The following is a 19,828-nucleotide window of genomic DNA, read 5'->3' as shown; positions in this document are numbered from 1 at the left end:
TTACACCGATTCATTCCTTGAAATCGTTTGCATCCAGCTCGTGTCGGGAAAGCAGTTTATAAAATTCTGTCCGGTTACGCCCCGCCATTCTCGCCGCGTGAGTGACGTTGCCTTTGGTGATTTGCAGCAACTTGCGCAAGTAATTGAGTTCAAACTGGTTACGTGCCTCAACAAAGGTGGGCAGCGCCGTGTTTTCGCCCTCCAGCGCCTGCTCTACTAATGCATCGCTAATCACCGGAGATGAGGTCAGTGCCACACATTGTTCAATCACGTTGACCAACTGACGCACATTTCCCGGCCAGCTGGCAGTCATCAGGCGTTTCATCGCATCGGTTGAGAACGCGCGGACAAACGGTTTATGTCGCTCTGCCGCCTGGCGCAATAAGTGGTTTGCCAGTAGCGGAATGTCTTCTGTGCGCTCCGCCAGTGCCGGAATTTTAAGGCTGACGACATTGAGGCGGTAATAGAGATCTTCGCGGAATTCCCCGCGCGCCATCGCTTTTGGTAAGTCGCGGTGGGTCGCAGAAATAATCCGCACGTCGATATCAATATCGCGGTTACTGCCCAGCGGGCGCACTTTACGCTCCTGCAACACGCGCAGCAGTTTGACCTGCAACGGCGCGGGCATATCGCCAATCTCATCGAGAAACAGCGTACCGCCTTCCGCCGCCTGGAATAAACCTTCGCGATTGCTGACGGCACCAGTAAACGCGCCGCGTGCATGACCAAACAGCTCCGACTCCAGCAACTGCTCGGGCAATGCGCCACAGTTAATGGCAATAAACGGCTTGCTGTTACGCGGGCTGGCGTTGTGGATAGCCTGAGCAAAAATCTCTTTCCCGGTGCCGCTCTGACCGTTAATCAAAACGCTAACGTCGGATTGCGCCACCAGCCGGGCCTGTTCCAGCAAGCGCAGCATCAGCGGGCTGCGAGTGACAATCGCCTCGCGCCAACGTTCGTCGGTGGCTGGCGCGGATTGTTCCAGCGCATCATCAATTGCCTGATATAGTGCGTCTTTATCAACGGGCTTGGTGAGGAAACTAAACACGCCCTGCTGTGTCGCGGCAACGGCATCGGGAATGGAGCCATGCGCGGTGAGGATGATTACCGGCATACCTGGCTGCACTTTCTGGATTTCAGCAAACAGTTGCATACCATCCATTTCATCCATCCGCAGGTCGCTGATGACTAAATCCACTTTTTCACGATTCAGTATCCGCAGCCCCTCGGCACCACTTTCTGCCGTGACCACGCTGTAGCCTTCGCTGGTCAGGCGCAGGCCAAGTAATTTCAGTAATCCCGGATCGTCATCGACCAATAATAAATGCGCAGGTTTATGGCTCATCAGGGGTGACCTCATTGGTGGATGGCGCGTTTTTTCACTCTCGTGCGGCGTGTCCGGTGGGAAATTTCCGGCCGGTTTGCGAGTCGAGAGTTGGCGTTCAATATCCGTCAGGTTCTCCAGCTTGCGGGTGGTTAGTTCCAGTTGTTGCTGTAGAACGTGATGTTGCTGGCGCAGGGCGTCCAGTTCGCTGTCGCTGGATTGCTGGAGTTTACTGTAACGTAGGCGCTCTTCCGCCAGTTGCAGTTGCAACGCCTGTCCGTCGCGCCAGAGTTGATACAACGGGCGAACCTGCGCCGGGATCTCAGTACTTAACGCATCAATGCGCGCGACCAGTTGGCGGCGCTCAAAAGGCGTGATTTTGGCATCGGCAAGCAAAATCCCCTGCTTAAAGGTATTTTGCCAGCTGCCATCACCATACTTGCGCGCTTCCTGACGCGACTGCGCTGGCATTAAGCGATTGGCGCAATCCATCGCCCGTAGCCAGTAAAGCGGGTTAGTTTCAGTTGATTTACCTTGCAGCGCCCAGATGTCGCTACATTCAGTAGGAAGATAATCAGCCAGTTGATAAACCGGGATTTTTTCTTCTACTGGCGCATTAATGGCTGGCTTATTGTGATTCTGCACGCAGCCCAGCAGCGCCAGACAAGGCAACCCCGCCAGCCACAGCCGTCGGGATAAAAATCGTTGAAAAAATGTGTCGCATATTCACCAGACTCAGAGCCTATCCCAGTGGGCGTAATTGTTGCAGGCAGTTTGGACACGGACAGTGCGGAGAAACCGGAGCGTACACGTAGTACGTGAGGATTTCGAGCACTGCCCGGGGCCGAACTGGCAAATAAAATAGCCTGATGGGATAGGCCTTAACATTATTTCGTGTTTTTCGACGAAGGCAATTCAATGCGGAAGCAAACGTCTTGCCCGCTCTCGTCGACCAGATACAGTTCCCCCTGCATACGGCGAATACAATCCCTGGCAATGCTTAATCCCAGACCGCTCCCCTTCACCGCCCCTTTTCGCTGGTGACTTCCCTGAAAAAAGGGTTCGAAGATCATGGCGCGTTCCTCTTGCGGAATGGGTGTGCCTGTATTGATGACATCAATATAAACCCGTGCGCCATGTAAACTGCTGCGAAGGCAAATGTTACCGGATTCAGCCCCGTAGTGCACCGCATTGGAGTAAAGATTATCCAGCACACTCATCAGTAGCATGGGTTCCGCCAGGCATGCAGTTGCCTTGAGATCAACGTCGGTATGCATCATTTTAGTCCGAGCTGGCAGGCTGTGAGCGGAAACTACCGTCTCCACCAACGGTGCCAGCTCAACATTCTCCAGTTCCACCGCGCCATCTGCCTGTTTACGATTGTAATCAAGCAGTTGTTCTATAAGTTTTTGCAAATTGCGGCTGCTGCTGTCGAGGATGCTTATCACCTCTTTTTGCTCTGGCGTAAGCGGCCCGACAACCTGGTCAGCCAGTAATTCAGTGCCCTCGCGCATACTCGCCAGTGGCGTTTTTTAATTCATGAGATAAATGTCTTAAAAATTGATGGCGCTGGGATTCCAGCCATGACAGGCGTTCACTTAACCAAAGAATACGTTGCCCAACCGAGCGTAACTCGCTCGGTCCACTAAACGAGACGCTATTACCCAGTGAGCGTCCTTCCCCCAGACGGTTGATCATCCGCTCGATATTTTTCACCGGACCAATAATCATTCGGGTGAAAAGCAGCACCATTATCAGACTCACCAGAAACAACACCAGTGACTGCCAGCCGAAATACTGTCCGCGTTCTGCTATCTCTCGCTGGAGTTGCTGCCCGCGTGAAAACACCACGGTGCGCGTGGCCTGTACCATTTCGGCATTGGCATTGGCAAAGGCTTCCAGACGCGCGGCAGCCGCCGCATCCGGCCCGCTGTTGTTACATTGTAATTGGGCGAGATTGTTCAAGTCCTGACGCAATGCCTGGTAAAGTTTATCGTCCGGCAGCACGCCAGCGTGGGCATCGAGCATTTCGCTGTAACGTTTACGCTGGCTTTGATAGACCTTCGCCAGGGTTGAGTCGTCCAGCACGCAATACTGACGGTAGCTACGCTCCATCTCCAGTGCCGCATTAGTCATTGCCTCACTGCGCCGGGCGTCAATAAGCGTTGTGCGATTGACCAGCGCCGCCTGATCGCTAAGCGCATTAAGGCTTTGCCAGGCTTGCCATGCCAGTACCAGCAGAGGCAGCAGAATCAGCAAGAATGCCAGCATGACTAATTGTCGTAATGAACGGGGAAAAACGGGCCAGCGTTTCAAGGTGTTACTCTCGTCAGACGCGAATAGCCAGATGCTAACCGAGGGGAAGTTCAGATACAACAAAGCCGGGAATTACCCGGCTTTGTTGTGGAATAAGGCGGTGCCTAACTCGACGTTTCGCCCGATGGTTGATATAGCTACGCTGATATCAGAAGTTGGACGGCAGGCACCTTGTTGTGCGTCATTCGAATTTTATGTAGCACGTCCCGAAGGGGCTGACATAAGTGGGTGAATGAGCCACTGGTTATTATTATGCAGTAACTGTGCCAATAAATAAAATGGTTTGATAACGTACTGATAAAACATAGCTTTAATGAATTAATGGTTGTTCCATTGGTTGGCTATAAATCAGCCAGTGTGTCGCTTAAAAGAGACGCCCAAAGCTTAAATTATTCGTTTTAAATTAAATCAATAAGTTATATGTCACCTATAAGCGACACGGCAAACCACCCATTGTCGTGATTTACAGACACAAAAAAAAAGCTCCCGGAGTTGGGAGCTTATAATTGTTGGCTAAGTGGTTGTGTGTAATGCCGGATGCGGCGTGAAAGCCTTATCCGGCCTACAAAACAATGGGTTGCGTGAAATTTCCGCAGCCTTACCCCAGCTGCTTACGCGCATTACGGAAAATACGCATCCATGGGCCATCCTCGCCCCAGTTTTCCGGATGCCAGGAGTTGCTGACAGTACGGAAAACACGTTCCGGATGCGGCATCATAATGGTGACTCGACCGCTTTCAGTCGTGACCGCCGTGATGCCATTCGGAGAACCGTTCGGGTTAGCCGGGTAGGTTTCGGTGACTTTGCCGAAATTATCGACATAGCGCAGCGCAACCAGCCCTTTGCTTTCCAGTGCCGCCAGATGCGCCGCGTCGCGTACTTCAACGCGCCCTTCACCGTGAGACACAGCAATCGGCATCTGCGAGCCCACCATCCCCTGCAACAGCAGAGACGGGCTTTGGGTCACTTCAACCAGGCTGAAACGCGCTTCAAAGCGATCGGAGGTGTTACGCACGAAACGAGGCCACAGCTCGCTACCTGGGATCAGCTCACGCAGATTAGACATCATCTGGCAACCGTTACATACCCCCAGCGCCAGCGTTTGCGGACGATGGAAGAAGGTTGCAAACTCATCGCGTACACGGTTGTTGAACAGAATAGACTTCGCCCAACCTTCACCGGCACCCAGCACATCACCGTAGGAGAAACCACCGCACGCGACCAGGGCGTGGAAATCCTCCAGACCAGTGCGTCCAGCCAGCAGATCGCTCATATGCACGTCGATAGCGTCGAAGCCCGCACGATGGAAAGCTGCCGCCATTTCAACATGCGAGTTCACGCCTTGCTCACGCAGTACGGCAACTTTCGGGCGCGCGCCAGTAGCGATAAACGGAGCTGCCACATCTTCGTTGATATCGAACGACAGTTTCACATTCAGGCCCGGATCAGCGTCGTTGGATTTCGCCTGATGTTCCTGATCGGCGCACTCCGGGTTGTCACGCAGGCGCTGCATCTGCCAGGTGGTTTCCGCCCACCAGACACGCAACGTGGTGCGGCTTTCGCTGAATACAGTCTGCCCGTTGGCGGTAATCACAAAACGATCGCCAGAAACCGCCTGGCCGACATAATGGACGCACTCAGCAAGGCCATGCTGTGCCAGTACCGCTTCGACCGCTTCACGGTCAGCGGCACGCACCTGAATCACCGCTCCCAGTTCTTCGTTAAACAGCGCCGCCAGGTGATCGTCGCCCAGAGAGGCGATATCCGCTTCAATGCCGCAATGACCGGCAAATGCCATTTCCGCCAGCGTTACCAGCAGGCCACCGTCAGAGCGGTCGTGGTACGCGAGCAGCTTACGCTGTGCAACCAGCGCCTGAATCGCGTCATAGAAGCCTTTCAGTTGCGCGACGTCGCGCACATCAGCCGGTTTGTCGCCAAGCTGACGATAAACCTGCGCCAGCGCCGTTGCGCCCAGCGCATTATTGCCAAGGCCCAAATCAATCAGCAGCAGTGCGTTATCTTCGGTAGAAAGCTGCGGCGTGATGGTGTGACGCACATCTTCCACGCGGGCAAATGCAGAAATAACCAGCGACAGCGGCGAGGTCATTTCGCGCTCTTCGTTACCTTCCTGCCAGCGGGTTTTCATCGACATTGAATCTTTACCCACCGGGATCGTCAGGCCCAGCGCCGGACAAAGCTCTTCGCCCACGGCCTTAACGGCTTCATACAGGCCCGCATCTTCACCAGGGTGGCCTGCCGCCGCCATCCAGTTGGCGGAAAGTTTAATGCGTTTGATATCGCCAATCTGTGTTGCGGCAATATTGGTTAACGCTTCACCGACAGCCAGACGGGCAGAAGCGGCGAAATCCAGCAGCGCAACTGGTGCACGTTCGCCAATTGCCATCGCTTCACCGTAGTAGCTGTCGAGGCTGGCAGTAGTGACCGCACAGTTAGCGACCGGCACCTGCCACGGGCCAACCATCTGATCGCGCGCCACCATGCCGGTTACGCTACGGTCGCCAATGGTAACGAGGAAAGTTTTTTCCGCCACGGTCGGCAGATGCAGCACACGTTTCACCGCGTCAGCAATGGTGATCCCTTCACGGGCCAGCGCATCGCCTTTCGCTTTCAGCGTTTGCACATCGCGGGTCATCTTCGGCGTTTTGCCTAGCAGTACGTCCAGCGGTAGATCGATCGGCTGATCATCAAAATGACGATCGTGCAGAGAAAGATGCAGTTCTTCGGTCGCTTCACCAATCACCGCGTAGGGCGCGCGTTCACGCTTACACAGTTCGTCAAACAGTGGTAACTGATCGGCAGCAACCGCCAGCACGTAGCGTTCCTGGGACTCGTTACACCAGATTTCCAGCGGGCTCATACCCGGTTCGTCGCTCAGGATATCGCGCAGTTCAAATTTACCGCCGCGCCCGCCGTCGCTCACCAGTTCCGGCATGGCGTTAGAAAGACCGCCTGCGCCGACGTCGTGGATAAACAGAATCGGGTTCGCATCGCCAAGCTGCCAGCAACGGTCGATCACTTCCTGGCAACGACGTTCCATTTCCGGGTTGTCGCGCTGAACAGAAGCAAAGTCGAGGTCGGCATCAGATTGACCAGACGCCATAGAAGACGCAGCACCGCCGCCAAGACCGATGTTCATTGCCGGGCCGCCGAGAACGACCAGCTTCGCACCAACGTTGATCTCGCCTTTTTGTACGTGATCGGCGCGAATGTTGCCGATCCCGCCCGCCAGCATGATCGGTTTGTGATAACCGCGCAGCTCTTCGCCGTTGTGGCTGTTCACTTTTTCTTCATAAGTACGGAAGTAGCCGTTCAGCGCCGGACGACCAAATTCGTTGTTAAATGCCGCGCCGCCCAGCGGACCTTCGGTCATGATGTCCAGCGCGGTGACAATGCGCTCAGGCTTACCGAAATCTTCCTCCCACGGCTGTTCGAAGCCAGGAATTCGCAGGTTGGAAACGGAGAAACCAACCAGACCGGCTTTCGGCTTCGCGCCGCGCCCGGTGGCACCTTCATCGCGGATTTCACCGCCGGAACCGGTCGCCGCGCCCGGCCACGGAGAAATTGCCGTCGGGTGGTTGTGAGTTTCGACTTTCATCAGAATATGCGCCGGTTCCTGATGGAAATCGTAGCGGCCCGTTTCGTGGTCAGCAAAGTAGCGGCCCACTTCAGAACCTTCCATCACCGCGGCGTTATCTTTATACGCAGAGAGAACGTGATCCGGCGTGGTTTCGAAGGTATTTTTGATCATCTTGAACAGCGATTTCGGCTGCTGTTCACCGTCGATAATCCAGTCGGCGTTAAAAATTTTGTGGCGGCAGTGCTCAGAGTTCGCCTGGGCGAACATATAGAGCTCGATGTCGTTCGGGTTACGACCAAGCTTTGTGAAAGCATCTTGCAGATAGTCAATTTCATCTTCCGCCAGTGCCAGGCCAAGACGCAGGTTAGCGTCGATTAGCGCCTGACGGCCCTGCCCCAGCAAATCAACACTGGTGACCGGAGTCGGTTGATGATGCGCAAACAGCTGCTCTGCATCATCTAAAGCAAAAAAGACCGTTTCCATCATGCGGTCGTGCAGTTCAGCGGTAACCTGCTGCCATTGTTCATTGGTCAGCGTACCGGCTTCTATATAGTAAGCCACGCCGCGCTCAAGGCGGTTTACCTGTTGCAGCCCGCAGTTATGAGCGATATCGGTCGCTTTCGAAGACCAGGGAGAGATGGTGCCAGGACGCGGGGTCACCAGCAGTAATTTGCCTTCCGGGGCATGGCTGGCGAGTGCCGGACCATATTTCAACAGGCGTTCAAGTTGCGCGTGCGCTTCTTCGTTTAACGGCGCATTGAGGTCAGCAAAATGGACATACTCGGCGTAAATGTTGTGAACCGGGAGCCTGGCAGCCTGAAAACGCGCCAGCAGTTTATTGATTCGGAATGCCGACAGTGCAGGCGAACCACGCAGAATTTCCATCATAAGTCTCTCGTCTTCTAAGCTTTCGGTGTACCCAAGGGGGGGAAACGGGCGTCATTATAAAGAATCTGATGCGCTGACGAAACCGTTTGCGTGGAAATAAAATCACCATCGTGAATTAGCAACGCGTGCCGCCAATGGCTGTAATAAGTTGCCAACTGGCACAGGTTTACGCAAAATGCCGCTCATTGATGATTATACCTTTGTTTAGCATATCGTTTTTTCAAGCCAGGACACGAACGACACAGAGAATTAACTAATTGAAAAAATTAAAGATTAATTATCTGTTCATTGGCATTCTGGCACTGCTTCTTGCGGTAGCTCTCTGGCCGTCTATTCCGTGGTTTGGTAAAGCCGACAACCGTATCGCCGCCATTCAAGCGCGGGGAGAATTGCGCGTGAGCACCATTCATACTCCCCTCACCTGGAATGAGATTAACGGTAACTCTTCCGGGCTGGATTATGAGTTGGCCAAACAATTTGCCGACTACCTCGGTGTGAAACTGAAAGTGACCGTACGGCAGAATATCAGCCAGTTGTTTGACGATCTCGACAACGGCAACGCAGACCTGCTGGCAGCAGGTCTGGTTTATAACAGTGAGCGGGTAAAAAACTATCAGCCTGGTCCTACCTATTATTCCGTTTCACAACAACTGGTTTACAAAGTGGGTCAATATCGCCCACGCACGCTGGGCAATTTGACGGCGGAACAGCTCTCCATCGCACCAGGACACGTCGTCGTTAACGATCTACAAAGACTGAAAGAAACTAAATTCCCGGATTTAAGCTGGAAGGTGGACGACAAAAAAGGCTCAGCGGAATTACTGGAAGATGTCATCGGAGGTAAGCTGGATTACACCATTGCTGATTCTGTCGCCATCAGCCTGTTCCAGCGAGTTCACCCGGAACTCGCCGTGGCACTCGATATCACCGATGAACAACCAGTGACCTGGTTTAGCCAGTTAGATGACGATAATACCCTTTCCGCAGCTCTGCTCGACTTCTTCAACAAAATGAATGAGGACGGCACGCTGGCACGCATTGAAGAGAAATACCTGGGGCATGGCGATGATTTTGATTATGTCGATACGCGCACATTTTTACGCGCCGTCGATGCGGTGCTGCCACAATTAAAACCTTTGTTTGAGAAATACGCCGAGGAAATTGACTGGCGTTTGCTGGCGGCTATTGCTTACCAGGAATCACATTGGGACGCGCAGGCCACCTCGCCGACCGGTGTGCGCGGCATGATGATGTTGACCAAAAATACCGCGCAAAGCCTGGGCATTACCGATCGTACCGATGCTGAACAAAGCATCAGCGGCGGCGCGCGTTATTTGCAGGATATGATGAGTAAAGTGCCGGAAAGCGTGCCAGAAAATGAACGGATTTGGTTTGCGCTCGCTGCGTACAATATGGGTTATGCGCATATGCTGGATGCTCGCGCCCTGACGGCAAAAACCAAAGGTAATCCAGACAGCTGGACCGATGTTAAACAACGTCTGCCTTTACTTAGCCAGAAACCCTATTACAGCAAGCTGACTTACGGTTATGCGCGGGGACATGAAGCTTACGCCTATGTCGAGAATATCCGTAAGTATCAGATTAGTCTGGTGGGGTATCTGCAAGAGAAAGAAAAGCAGGCAACAGAAGCGGCGATGCAGCTGGCTCAGGATTATCCGGCAGTGTCGCCAACAGAATTGAGTAAAGGGAAATTTCCTTTTCTCTCGTTTCTTTCACAGTCGTCATCTAACTATCTGACACACTCCCCTTCGCTGCTGTTTTCCAGGAAGGGAAGTGAAAAGAAGCAAAATTAATCCGCAGAAGATTGCGCTTTTTTCTGCGCTTTGATTTCCTGACGGCGCATGCGAAAGAAGTCGCTGAGCAGCGCTGCACACTCTTCCGCCAATATCCCTTCCGTGATTTCTACCCGGTGATTCATGCCCGGATGGTGCAACACATCCATTAATGATCCGGCAGCCCCCGTTTTCGCATCTCGTGCACCAAAAACTACACGACCAATCCGGCTGTGAATCATCGCTCCGGCGCACATCACACACGGCTCCAGCGTGACATATAATGTGGCGTCGATCAGGCGATAATTTTGCATCACCAGACCGCCCTGACGCAGGGCCATGATTTCAGCGTGCGCGGTAGGATCATGCCGACCAATCGGACGATTCCAGCCCTCGCCGATTACCCGGTTGTTATGCACTAATACCGCGCCGACCGGTACTTCCCGCTCGTCCCAGGCACGCTTTGCCAGCGTCATGGCATGGCGCATCCAGTATTCGTGACTAAATTCGACTTCAGACAAAAAGAAAACTCCGGTTATAAAAGCGCGGCGCATTATACACGGACGCTATGCTTTACTCTATTCCAGTTGCTGGAGTTCACCGCGCGGGGTTACTCGCCAACGATGCTGGCAGAAATAAAGCAGCGGGTTGTCCTGATTACTGTCGCTGTAACCACTGTACAACCGCAGTGGCGTGCCGATTTTGCGTTCCAGTTGCGCGACCTTCTCATGCCCGAGGCAACGCATTGTCAATACCCAGCCGCCATAACCACGCTGAATTTGGCTGGCGATAAGATTCACCCGCGGTAACCAGGGCGTATCGAAATAGACCGCTTCAACCAGCGGCTGTGGAGAACCGGTAATCAACCAGATATCAGCATCGGAACTGAGCAAGTAGGTGGTCAGGCGCTCTTGCACCAGCGGAAAGGCAGTCACATTGTCGCGAAACCAGTGTACAAAATCGGCTTGTAATGCCTGTAAACGCGCTTCGCTGTGACCAAAAGTGCATCCCCACAATAGCAGACTCATCGGCCAGCGCGCAGCACGGCCTTTTATCAATAATGCCATGGCAATAACCGGCAATAGCGGCAGGACAAGCAGTGTATTCAGCGGTTGGCGACGCAGTAAGTAGCGCAGAAAACTACCGAACATATCCTGTTGATGCAATGTTCCATCTAAGTCAAAAAACACCACACGACGCTCGTGAGTTGCCAAACCATACTCCTCTGGACTGAAACATCCTGATTAATCATCGCTACTACATAGCCTAACAGATAGATCATCACTTTTCCGGCAACAATCTACCGTATAATGCTGAATGGAATTTTTAATTCATAGATCTTACAAGCTATGGAATATAATATTCACTCGCTTGTGTCTCATATTGCCTGTTGTCGCCATTATTTTATCGCGAGGAAAGATATGAACGGCTTACTTCGTATTCGTCAGCGTTACGAGCAGCTTGCCCAGAGTGATAAAAAACTGGCGGACTATCTCCTGCTACAACCTGATACGGCGCGCCATTTAAGTTCGCAGCAATTGGCCAACGAAGCTGGGGTCAGTCAATCCAGCGTAGTGAAATTCGCACAAAAACTCGGCTATAAAGGTTTTCCAGCCTTAAAACTGGCGTTAAGCGAAGCTCTGGCGAGCCAGCCGGAATCCCCTTCTGTCCCCATTCATAACCAAATTCGCGGTGATGATCCGCTGCGACTGGTGGGTGAAAAACTCATAAAAGAAAACACGGCTGCCATGTATGCGACACTGAACGTTAACAGTGAAGAGAAATTGCATGAATGCGTGGTGATGCTGCGTTCTGCGAGGCGGATTATTTTGACTGGCATTGGCGCTTCGGGTCTGGTAGCGCAAAACTTTGCCTGGAAACTGATGAAGATTGGTTTCAATGCTGCCGCAGAACGCGATATGCATGCGTTGCTCGCTACTGTACAGGCATCTTCACCGGACGACCTGTTATTAGCCATCTCTTACACTGGTGTACGACGTGAGTTAAATCTCGCGGCAGATGAGATGCTGCGCGTGGGTGGAAAGGTGCTGGCAATTACCGGTTTCACGCCGAATGCTCTGCAACAACGAGCGTCCCACTGCCTGTATACTATTGCCGAAGAACAGGCGACGAATAGTGCATCGATCTCCGCTTGTCACGCTCAGGGAATGCTTACAGATTTGCTGTTCATTGCGCTAATCCAGCAGGACCTGGAACTGGCGCCTGAGCGCATTCGCCACAGCGAAGCACTGGTGAAAAAACTGGTTTGAGCAAAGAATGCGCGTATAATGCCCGCCCAGTTTGTGTTGTTTTGAGAGTTTCCTTATGGCGCTGTTAATCACTAAAAAATGCATCAATTGTGATATGTGTGAACCTGAATGCCCGAATGAGGCGATTTCAATGGGAGATCATATCTACGAGATTAACAGCGATAAGTGTACCGAATGCGTAGGTCACTACGAGACGCCAACCTGCCAGAAGGTGTGTCCGATCCCTAATACTATTGTGAAAGATCCGGCGCATGTCGAGACAGAAGAGCAGTTGTGGGATAAATTTGTGTTAATGCATCACGCAGATAAAATTTAATATTCTGCTCTGGAAGTAGAGTATTTATTATTTTTTAGAGAAACCTTGACGCTATTATATTTATTTAAATGATGACAACGGCATAATCATTCGCCAAATAAATTCATATAATATCTGCGCAGACATTTATTTATAATTATTAAAGGCGCGCCTGGCTGGTTAACCTGACGCGCCTTAAGTACGTTTCCTTGTGTTATAAGAACAGAAGGATCAGCTGTAAAACAGCAATGATGACTTTAATGACCCGTTTAAACAGGTATCGACAATCAGTCATTCGTTTTTCCTTAAACAAGGAATGCAGCCGTTCAGATTAGCCCTTACATCTCCCCAAAACTGAACGTGCGAGTTATTGAGGATGCATGCTGCACTCCACACCAGAGCTTTGACGACACCACTCGTTTCAATGGGGGAATTCAGTGGCATGGTGTAAAGCACAGCAAAATCGCCAATAACGAAGCCAATTTTAATGTACTTACGAATTTGCAGTCACGTTAATATTTCCATCAATATCGCTTTCTTCGTAAAGGCTCGAGTTTTTATGATAAAGATTGCAAGTTGCTTGTAAAAGATAACCACCCTGATCCATAATCGCTGTTGTTGAGGGTGCATGCTGCACAAAATTAAAGTTATGAAGTAAAACCCCCGTTCCTTACCAGTTCGGGGGTTTTACTTTATAAAGAGAACGGTATTATTTTAACTTTCAATAATTACCGTGGCGCAAGCATAGTGACGTTCATCTGCCAGCGTCACATGCATATGTGCGACGCCCAGCTTTTCCGCGAGTTTTAATGCCTCGCCCCACAGTCGCAACCGTGGCTTACCAAGCTCATCATTGAACACTTCAAACTGATTAAACGCCAGACCATTGCGGATCCCGGTTCCAAACGCTTTTGCCGCCGCTTCTTTCACTGCAAAACGCTTCGCCAGAAAACGCACTGGCTGTTGGTGCGTTTTCCAGATTTCCCATTCGTTATCGCTTAATACGCGGCGAGCCAGGCGCTCACCGGAACGGGCGATCACCGCTTCAATGCGAGCGATCTCCACGATATCCGTGCCTAAACCTAATATTGCCATTAGCCACGCACTTCCAGCATCAGACGCTTCATTTCTGCCACCGCATCTTTCAGTCCGGTCATCACTGCACGACCAATAATGGCATGGCCGATATTCAGTTCATGCATCTCAGGAATGGCGGCAATGGCTTTCACGTTGTGATAGGTCAGACCGTGTCCGGCGTTAACTTTCAGACCGAGGCTTGCGGCAAAGGTCGCGGCTTTGGCGATGCGCGCCAACTCTTGCGCCTGTTCAGCGTCAGTTTTGGCATCGGCATAACAACCGGTGTGGATCTCGATAAACGGGGCGCCTACCTCTGCTGCAGCTTTGATCTGCTCTTCATCTGCGTCGATAAACAGAGAAACCTGAATCCCGGCATCCGCCAGACGTTTACAGGCATCGCGCATTTTGTCACGCTGACCTGCGACGTCCAGGCCACCTTCGGTTGTCACTTCCTGGCGCTTTTCCGGTACCAGGCAGCAAAAATGAGGCTTCGTCTCAATGGCAATCGCCAGCATCTCTTCGGTCACCGCCATTTCCAGATTCATGCGGGTATCCAGCGTCTGACGCAGGATGCGCACGTCGCGGTCAGTAATGTGGCGACGATCTTCACGCAAATGCACGGTAATGCCATCCGCGCCAGCCTGCTCGGCAATAAACGCGGCCTGCACCGGGTCGGGGTAAGCAGTACCACGTGCATTACGCAGCGTTGCGATATGGTCAATGTTGACGCCCAACAGTAATTCAGCCATGACAATCCTCATCAGTCATTATGTGTTTGCACTGTTCGCTTAGGTATAAACTGCCGGAACAGTTCCCTGCTCTTTAAAGGTTTACCGCCAAGATACGGCTTAAGCGCCATGCGGGTAAAGCGTTTCGCGGCACGCAATGTGTCTGCGTCAGGAAATTCCCGCGAGTGTAACGCTTTCAACTGCCTCCCGGTGAAGGTTTTATTGTCGATAACGACGCTTGCGATAAACCCTTTTTCTTCGCGATAACGATACGTCATGGTGTCATCCACCGGTTCGCCGCTACCTGCACAATGGGTAAAATTGACGCCATAACCCAGATGCCCGAGCAATGCCAGTTCGAAGCGGCGCAACGCGGGTTCCGGTGTGCCTGTGGCTCCAGCCAGAGACTGGATGCAGTGCAAGTAATCGAAAAAGAGTTCCGAGAAGCGCGTCTCGTATTCCAGCACGCGGGAGAGAAGTTCGTTGATGTACAGACCGCTGTAAAGCGTGATACCGCTTAATGGCAGCGCCAATGAGACAGCTTCAGCACTGCGCAGTGTTTTGACTTCACCGCGCCCACCGAAGCGAAGCAAGAGAGGCGTGAAAGGCTGTAATGCACCTTTCAGGGTAGAGCGTTTAGAGCGTGCGCCTTTGGCAACCAGACGCACGCGACCCGACTCCTCCGTGAAGACATCCAGCATCAGGCTGGTTTCGCTCCACGGGCGACTATGCAGGACAAATGCGCGCTGCCAGCCTTCCATCATACTCGTCGCCTTTCAAGTTGCAGGTGCCCTGGCTGCACCCGTTCCCCCTGGTCACTTACTTTAGTAAGCTCCCAGGGATTCACGGTCTTGCCGCCTTCCTGCACCTCGAAAGTCATAGAGTATGCTAATTAAAGATCGTCAACGTAACCGAGACTACGCAGTGCGCGTTCGTCATCAGCCCAGCCGGATTTCACTTTCACCCACAGCTCAAGGTGGACAGGCGCTTCGAACATTTCCTGCATGTCTTTACGCGCTTCAATACCGATGGTTTTGATCTTGGCCCCTTTGTTGCCAATGACCATCTTCTTCTGCCCTTCGCGCTCAACGAGAATCAAACCGTTGATGTCATAGCCACCACGTTCATTGGTGACAAAACGTTCGATCTCCACGGTCACGGAGTACGGCAGTTCTGCACCGAGGAAACGCATCAGTTTTTCACGGATGATTTCAGAGGCCATAAACCGCTGTGAGCGATCGGTGATGTAATCTTCCGGGAAGTGATGGGTCGCTTCAGGCAGATGCTTACGCACGATTGCCGCAATAGTGTCAACATTCAGCCCGGTTTCGGCAGAGATCGGCACAATATCGAGGAAGTTCATCTGGCTTGCCAGGAACTGCAGATGCGGCAGCAGATCGGCTTTCTCCTGCACGTTGTCCACTTTGTTCACCGCGAGGATCACCGGCGCTTTGCCATCACGCAGCTTGTTGAGCACCATTTCATCGTCCGGTGTCCAACGGGTGCCTTCAACGACAAAATCACCAGCTCAACGTCGCCAATGGAGCTGCTCGCCGCTTTGTTCATCAGGCGGTTAATAGCACGCTTCTCTTCCATATGCAGGCCCGGGGTGTCGACGTAGATCGCCTGATACGCGCCTTCAGTATGGATCCCCACAATGCGGTGACGAGTTGTCTGCGCTTTGCGGGAAGTGATGGAGATTTTCTGCCCCAACAGTTTGTTCAGCAGCGTGGATTTGCCAACGTTCGGGCGTCCGACGATGGCAATAAATCCGCAATAACTTTTATCGATGCTCATTCCAGCTCCAGTTTTTTCAACGCCTGTTCGGCGGCAGCCTGCTCAGCCTTACGACGGCTTGAACCTGTGCCAACCACCGGTTCACTCAGGCCGCTGACCTGGCAGTGGATTGTAAATTCTTGATCGTGCGCTTCGCCACGGACCTGAACTACCAGATAAGTCGGCAGCGGCAGATGGCGACCCTGCAAATATTCCTGCAGACGTGTTTTCGGATCTTTTTGTTTATCGCCTGGGCTAATTTCGTCCAGACGGGTTTGATACCAGTTAAGGATTAACTTCTCGACAGTTTGAATATCACTGTCGAGGAATACGCCACCAATTAATGCTTCGACGGTGTCGGCGAGAATTGACTCGCGACGAAATCCACCGCTTTTAAGTTCACCCGGCCCTAAACGCAAGCACTCGCCTAACTCAAATTCGCGTGCCAGTTCTGCCAGCGTATTGCCACGGACCAGCGTGGCGCGCATCCGGCTCATATCGCCTTCATCCACACGCGGGAAACGGTGATACAGCGCATTGGCGATAACGTAGCTCAAGATTGAGTCGCCTAAAAATTCTAAACGCTCGTTATGTTTGCTGCTGGCGCTGCGGTGAGTTAATGCCTGCTGCAGCAGTTCCTGATGATTAAAAGTGTAGCCCAGCTTCCGTTGAAGCCGATTAATTACGATGGGGTTCATGCGATACCAATAAATAAATGCGTCAACAATTCAGCACACGAAACAGACCTGATACACATAGGCTCTGTTAACCGCTTTGTCGCGGATTCATTACGCCATATATGGAAACCAACGCTGTTTCGTGTGCCGTGGCAACCAGAAGGCGCCAACCTTAAACTTCGGGGGAATATTCTATACACAACGATAAGGGATGTCGTTAGCCTGGGGAGATTTATCTCATAAATAATTCACGTTGCCGCCAGAATGACGACAACGTGAACGAGAAGCAGCAATTAATGGATGCCACCAATGCGACTTAAGCGCACACCTGTCGGCCATTCACCTTCTTGCTTATCGAAACTCATCCAGATTGCCGTTGCCCGACCAACCAGATTCGCTTCCGGCACAAAGCCCCAGTAACGGCTGTCCGCGCTGTTGTCGCGGTTATCGCCCATCATGAAGTATTGACCCGGCGGGACAATCCAGGTTGCCAGTTGCTGCCCTGGCTGCTGGTAATACATACCCACCTGATCCTGGGCGATTGGCACAGTCAGGATACGATGCGTTACATCGCCCAGCGTCTCTTTACGTTCGGAAAGACGAATGCCATTTTCTTTGGTTTCGTTTTTCGGCACTTCAAAGAAGCCACTGGTCGCTTCCCCGCCGTTACGACGCGAGAAGGTCTGTACGAAATCGCTCGGTTCAACGTTGGAATAAGTTACCGGCAGCGCGTTTTCACACGCCTGACCAGAACTGCATCCAGGTTGAATGGTCACTTCTTTCGCGACCGGATCATAAGTGACTTTATCGCCCGGTAAACCTACCGCGCGTTTGATGTAATCAAGCTTCGGATCTTCCGGGTATTTGAAGACCACGATATCGCCACGTTTCGGATGACCGGTTTCGATCAATGTTTTCTGGTAAATAGGATCTTTAATGCCGTAAGCAAATTTCTCTACCAGAATGAAGTCACCGATTAACAGAGTCGGCATCATCGAACCTGACGGGATCTGGAACGGCTCATAAATAAATGAACGCACAATCAATACGATAGCCAGCACCGGAAATACAGAAGCCCCGGTTTCCAGCCAGCCTGGCTTCGGCGCAACCTTTTTCAGTGTTGCTTTATCCAGTGAATCCCCGGCAGCCGCTTGCGCCGCTGCCTGACATTCCCGTCGTTTAGGTGCGAAAAAGAATTTATCCACGCACCATAAAATGCCCGTCACCAGTGTGGCAATCACCAGAATCAGGGCAAACATATTCGCCATGCCAACTCCTAAGGGTTATTTGTTGTCTTTGCCGACGTGCAGAATGGCAAGGAACGCTTCCTGCGGCAGCTCAACGTTACCGATCTGCTTCATACGTTTCTTACCTTCTTTCTGTTTCTGCAGCAGCTTTTTCTTACGGCTGATATCACCACCATAGCATTTAGCCAGTACGTTTTTACGCAGCTGCTTCACGGTAGAACGCGCAATGATGTGCGTTCCAATCGCTGCCTGAATAGCGATATCAAACTGCTGGCGTGGGATCAGATCTTTCATCTTCTCCACCAGCTCGCGACCACGGTTTTGCGAATTATCACGGTGGGTGATCAATGCCAGCGCATCAACACGTTCACCGTTGATTAAGACGTCAACACGCACCATGTCAGAAGCCTGGAAGCGTTTGAAGTTGTAATCCAAAGACGCATAACCACGCGAGGTAGATTTCAGTCGGTCGAAGAAATCAAGCACCACTTCCGCCATCGGGATCTCGTAGGTCAGCGCTACCTGGTTTCCGTGATAGACCATGTTGGTCTGTACACCGCGTTTTTCCACGCACAGGGTAATGACGTTACCGAGATACGCTTGCGGCAGCAGCATGTGACACTCTGCAATCGGCTCGCGCAGTTCGTAGATGTTATTTACCGCTGGCAGCTTGGATGGGCTGTCGACGTAGATAACTTCTTTTGCCGTAGTTTCAACTTCATACACTACTGTCGGTGCTGTGGTAATCAGGTCAAGATCGTATTCACGTTCCAGACGTTCCTGAATGATCTCCATGTGCAACAGGCCGAGGAAGCCGCAGCGGAAACCAAAGCCCAGCGCCGTTGAGCTTTCTGGCTCATAGAACAGTGAAGCGTCGTTCAGGCTGAGTTTGCCCAACGCGTCACGGAAGGCTTCATAGTCGTCGGAACTTACCGGGAACAGACCGGCATATACCTGCGGTTTAACTTTCTTAAACCCAGGCAACGCTTTTTCTGCCGGATTACGCGCCAGCGTTAAGGTATCGCCTACCGGTGCACCGTGGATGTCTTTGATCGCACACACCAGCCAGCCTACTTCGCCGCATTTCAGTTCAGTACGATCAACCTGTTTCGGCGTGAAGATCCCCAGGCGGTCGGCGTTATAGGTCTGCCCGGTGCTCATAACTTTCACTTTGTCGCCCTTACGCAGGGTGCCGTTTTTAATACGGATAAGTGAAACCACGCCCAGGTAGTTATCGAACCAGGAATCGATAATCAGCGCCTGTAGCGGACCTTCTGGATCGCCTTCCGGCGGCGGAATGTCACGCACCAGACGTTCGAGAACATCCTGCACGCCAACGCCGGTTTTCGCGGAGCAGCGCACCGCATCGGTGGCGTCGATGCCAACAATATCTTCAATTTCTTCCGCCACGCGTTCAGGATCGGCTGCCGGCAGGTCAATCTTGTTCAGTACCGGCACCACTTCGAGATCCATCTCCATCGCGGTGTAGCAGTTCGCCAGAGTTTGCGCTTCTACGCCCTGCCCGGCGTCGACCACCAGCAATGCACCTTCACAGGCAGCCAGCGAACGGGAAACTTCATAGGAGAAGTCTACGTGGCCCGGGGTGTCGATAAAGTTAAGCTGATAGGTTTCACCGTCAGACGCTTTGTAGTCCAGCGTCACGCTTTGCGCTTTGATGGTAATGCCACGCTCACGCTCAAGATCCATGGAATCGAGAACCTGCGCCTCCATTTCACGGTCAGACAGGCCACCGCAGATCTGGATAATACGGTCAGACAGCGTCGATTTACCGTGGTCAATGTGAGCTATGATCGAAAAGTTACGTATATTCTTCATAAA

General features: G+C 52.2%; 14 protein-coding genes and 3 pseudogenes. 3 read left to right on the top strand and 14 right to left on the bottom strand.

Features of this window, described 5'->3' with window-relative positions:
- Positions 1–10: 10 nt before the first annotated feature.
- The 4 genes and pseudogenes from glrR to purL form a co-directional block, all read right to left on the bottom strand.
- Positions 11–1,345 (bottom strand): two-component system response regulator GlrR, encoded by a 1,335-nt coding sequence (gene glrR, locus CRI63_RS15340; protein ID WP_064526171.1) that lies wholly within the window; start codon positions 1,343–1,345, stop codon positions 11–13.
- A pseudogene (gene qseG, locus CRI63_RS24115) lies at positions 1,335–2,050 on the bottom strand (two-component system QseEF-associated lipoprotein QseG). The gene glrR and the pseudogene qseG overlap by 11 nt, the downstream one beginning before the upstream one ends.
- 161 nt (positions 2,051–2,211) lie before the next feature.
- Positions 2,212–3,640 (bottom strand): annotated as a pseudogene (gene qseE, locus CRI63_RS15330) (two component system sensor histidine kinase QseE/GlrK).
- 598 nt (positions 3,641–4,238) lie between these two features.
- A complete protein-coding gene (gene purL, locus CRI63_RS15325) occupies positions 4,239–8,126 on the bottom strand; it encodes a phosphoribosylformylglycinamidine synthase (RefSeq protein WP_135520018.1) in 3,888 nt (1,295 codons plus the stop codon).
- Between the two features lie 257 nt (positions 8,127–8,383).
- Here purL and mltF point away from each other — a divergent pair, with 257 nt between their 5' ends.
- Entirely contained in the window at positions 8,384–9,940 is a 1,557-nt protein-coding gene (mltF, locus tag CRI63_RS15320) for a membrane-bound lytic murein transglycosylase MltF (protein ID WP_130214665.1), read from the top strand.
- Here the strand turns inward: mltF and tadA are convergent.
- Positions 9,937–10,440: a tRNA adenosine(34) deaminase TadA gene (gene tadA / locus CRI63_RS15315; protein ID WP_064526984.1), complete on the bottom strand. Its 504-nt coding sequence runs from the start codon at positions 10,438–10,440 to the stop codon at positions 9,937–9,939. The two genes, mltF and tadA, sit on opposite strands and share 4 nt — an antisense overlap.
- Positions 10,441–10,497: 57 nt before the next feature.
- A complete protein-coding gene (gene yfhb, locus CRI63_RS15310) occupies positions 10,498–11,133 on the bottom strand; it encodes a phosphatidylglycerophosphatase C (protein WP_130222054.1) in 636 nt (211 codons plus the stop codon).
- Between the two features lie 207 nt (positions 11,134–11,340).
- Between yfhb and CRI63_RS15305 the strand changes: the two genes are divergently transcribed.
- Together CRI63_RS15305 and yfhL are read left to right on the top strand one after the other, a co-directional pair.
- The gene (locus CRI63_RS15305) at positions 11,341–12,189 is read left to right on the top strand and encodes a MurR/RpiR family transcriptional regulator (RefSeq protein WP_135520016.1); all 849 of its coding nucleotides are present in this window, start codon (positions 11,341–11,343) and stop codon (positions 12,187–12,189) included.
- Between the two features lie 55 nt (positions 12,190–12,244).
- Positions 12,245–12,505: a 4Fe-4S dicluster ferredoxin YfhL gene (gene yfhL, locus CRI63_RS15300; RefSeq protein ID WP_001196283.1), complete on the top strand. Its 261-nt coding sequence runs from the start codon at positions 12,245–12,247 to the stop codon at positions 12,503–12,505.
- Between the two features lie 193 nt (positions 12,506–12,698).
- On the opposite strand, the gene shoB is transcribed toward yfhL, so the two are convergent.
- The 8 genes and pseudogenes from shoB to lepA form a co-directional block, all read right to left on the bottom strand.
- Entirely contained in the window at positions 12,699–12,779 is an 81-nt protein-coding gene (shoB, locus tag CRI63_RS15295; protein ID WP_130214702.1) for a type I toxin-antitoxin system toxin ShoB, read from the bottom strand.
- 419 nt (positions 12,780–13,198) lie between these two features.
- The gene (acpS, locus tag CRI63_RS15290) at positions 13,199–13,579 is read right to left on the bottom strand and encodes a holo-ACP synthase (protein WP_064526159.1); all 381 of its coding nucleotides are present in this window, start codon (positions 13,577–13,579) and stop codon (positions 13,199–13,201) included.
- Complete coding sequence (pdxJ, locus tag CRI63_RS15285; RefSeq protein WP_130258856.1) at positions 13,579–14,310, bottom strand: pyridoxine 5'-phosphate synthase; 732 nt, start codon at positions 14,308–14,310, stop codon at positions 13,579–13,581. The genes acpS and pdxJ overlap by 1 nt, the downstream gene beginning before the upstream one ends.
- Before the next feature lie 11 nt (positions 14,311–14,321).
- A complete protein-coding gene (recO, locus tag CRI63_RS15280; protein WP_130258880.1) occupies positions 14,322–15,050 on the bottom strand; it encodes a DNA repair protein RecO in 729 nt (242 codons plus the stop codon).
- Between the two features lie 131 nt (positions 15,051–15,181).
- A pseudogene (gene era / locus CRI63_RS15275) lies at positions 15,182–16,086 on the bottom strand (GTPase Era).
- Positions 16,083–16,763 (bottom strand): ribonuclease III, encoded by a 681-nt coding sequence (gene rnc / locus CRI63_RS15270; RefSeq protein ID WP_001068343.1) that lies wholly within the window; start codon positions 16,761–16,763, stop codon positions 16,083–16,085. The pseudogene era and the gene rnc overlap by 4 nt, the downstream one beginning before the upstream one ends.
- Before the next feature lie 272 nt (positions 16,764–17,035).
- Complete coding sequence (lepB, locus tag CRI63_RS15265) at positions 17,036–18,010, bottom strand: signal peptidase I (protein WP_135520014.1); 975 nt, start codon at positions 18,008–18,010, stop codon at positions 17,036–17,038.
- Between the two features lie 15 nt (positions 18,011–18,025).
- Complete coding sequence (gene lepA, locus CRI63_RS15260) at positions 18,026–19,825, bottom strand: translation elongation factor 4 (protein ID WP_000790173.1); 1,800 nt, start codon at positions 19,823–19,825, stop codon at positions 18,026–18,028.
- Between the last annotated feature and the right edge of the window lie 3 nt (positions 19,826–19,828).

This window comes from Escherichia sp. E2661, from assembly GCF_004745185.1.
In the GTDB taxonomy this organism is placed as follows: Bacteria; Pseudomonadota; Gammaproteobacteria; order Enterobacterales; family Enterobacteriaceae; genus Escherichia.
Note: the sequence above shows the minus strand (reverse complement) of the source record. Positions and strands in the feature narration are given on the sequence as shown.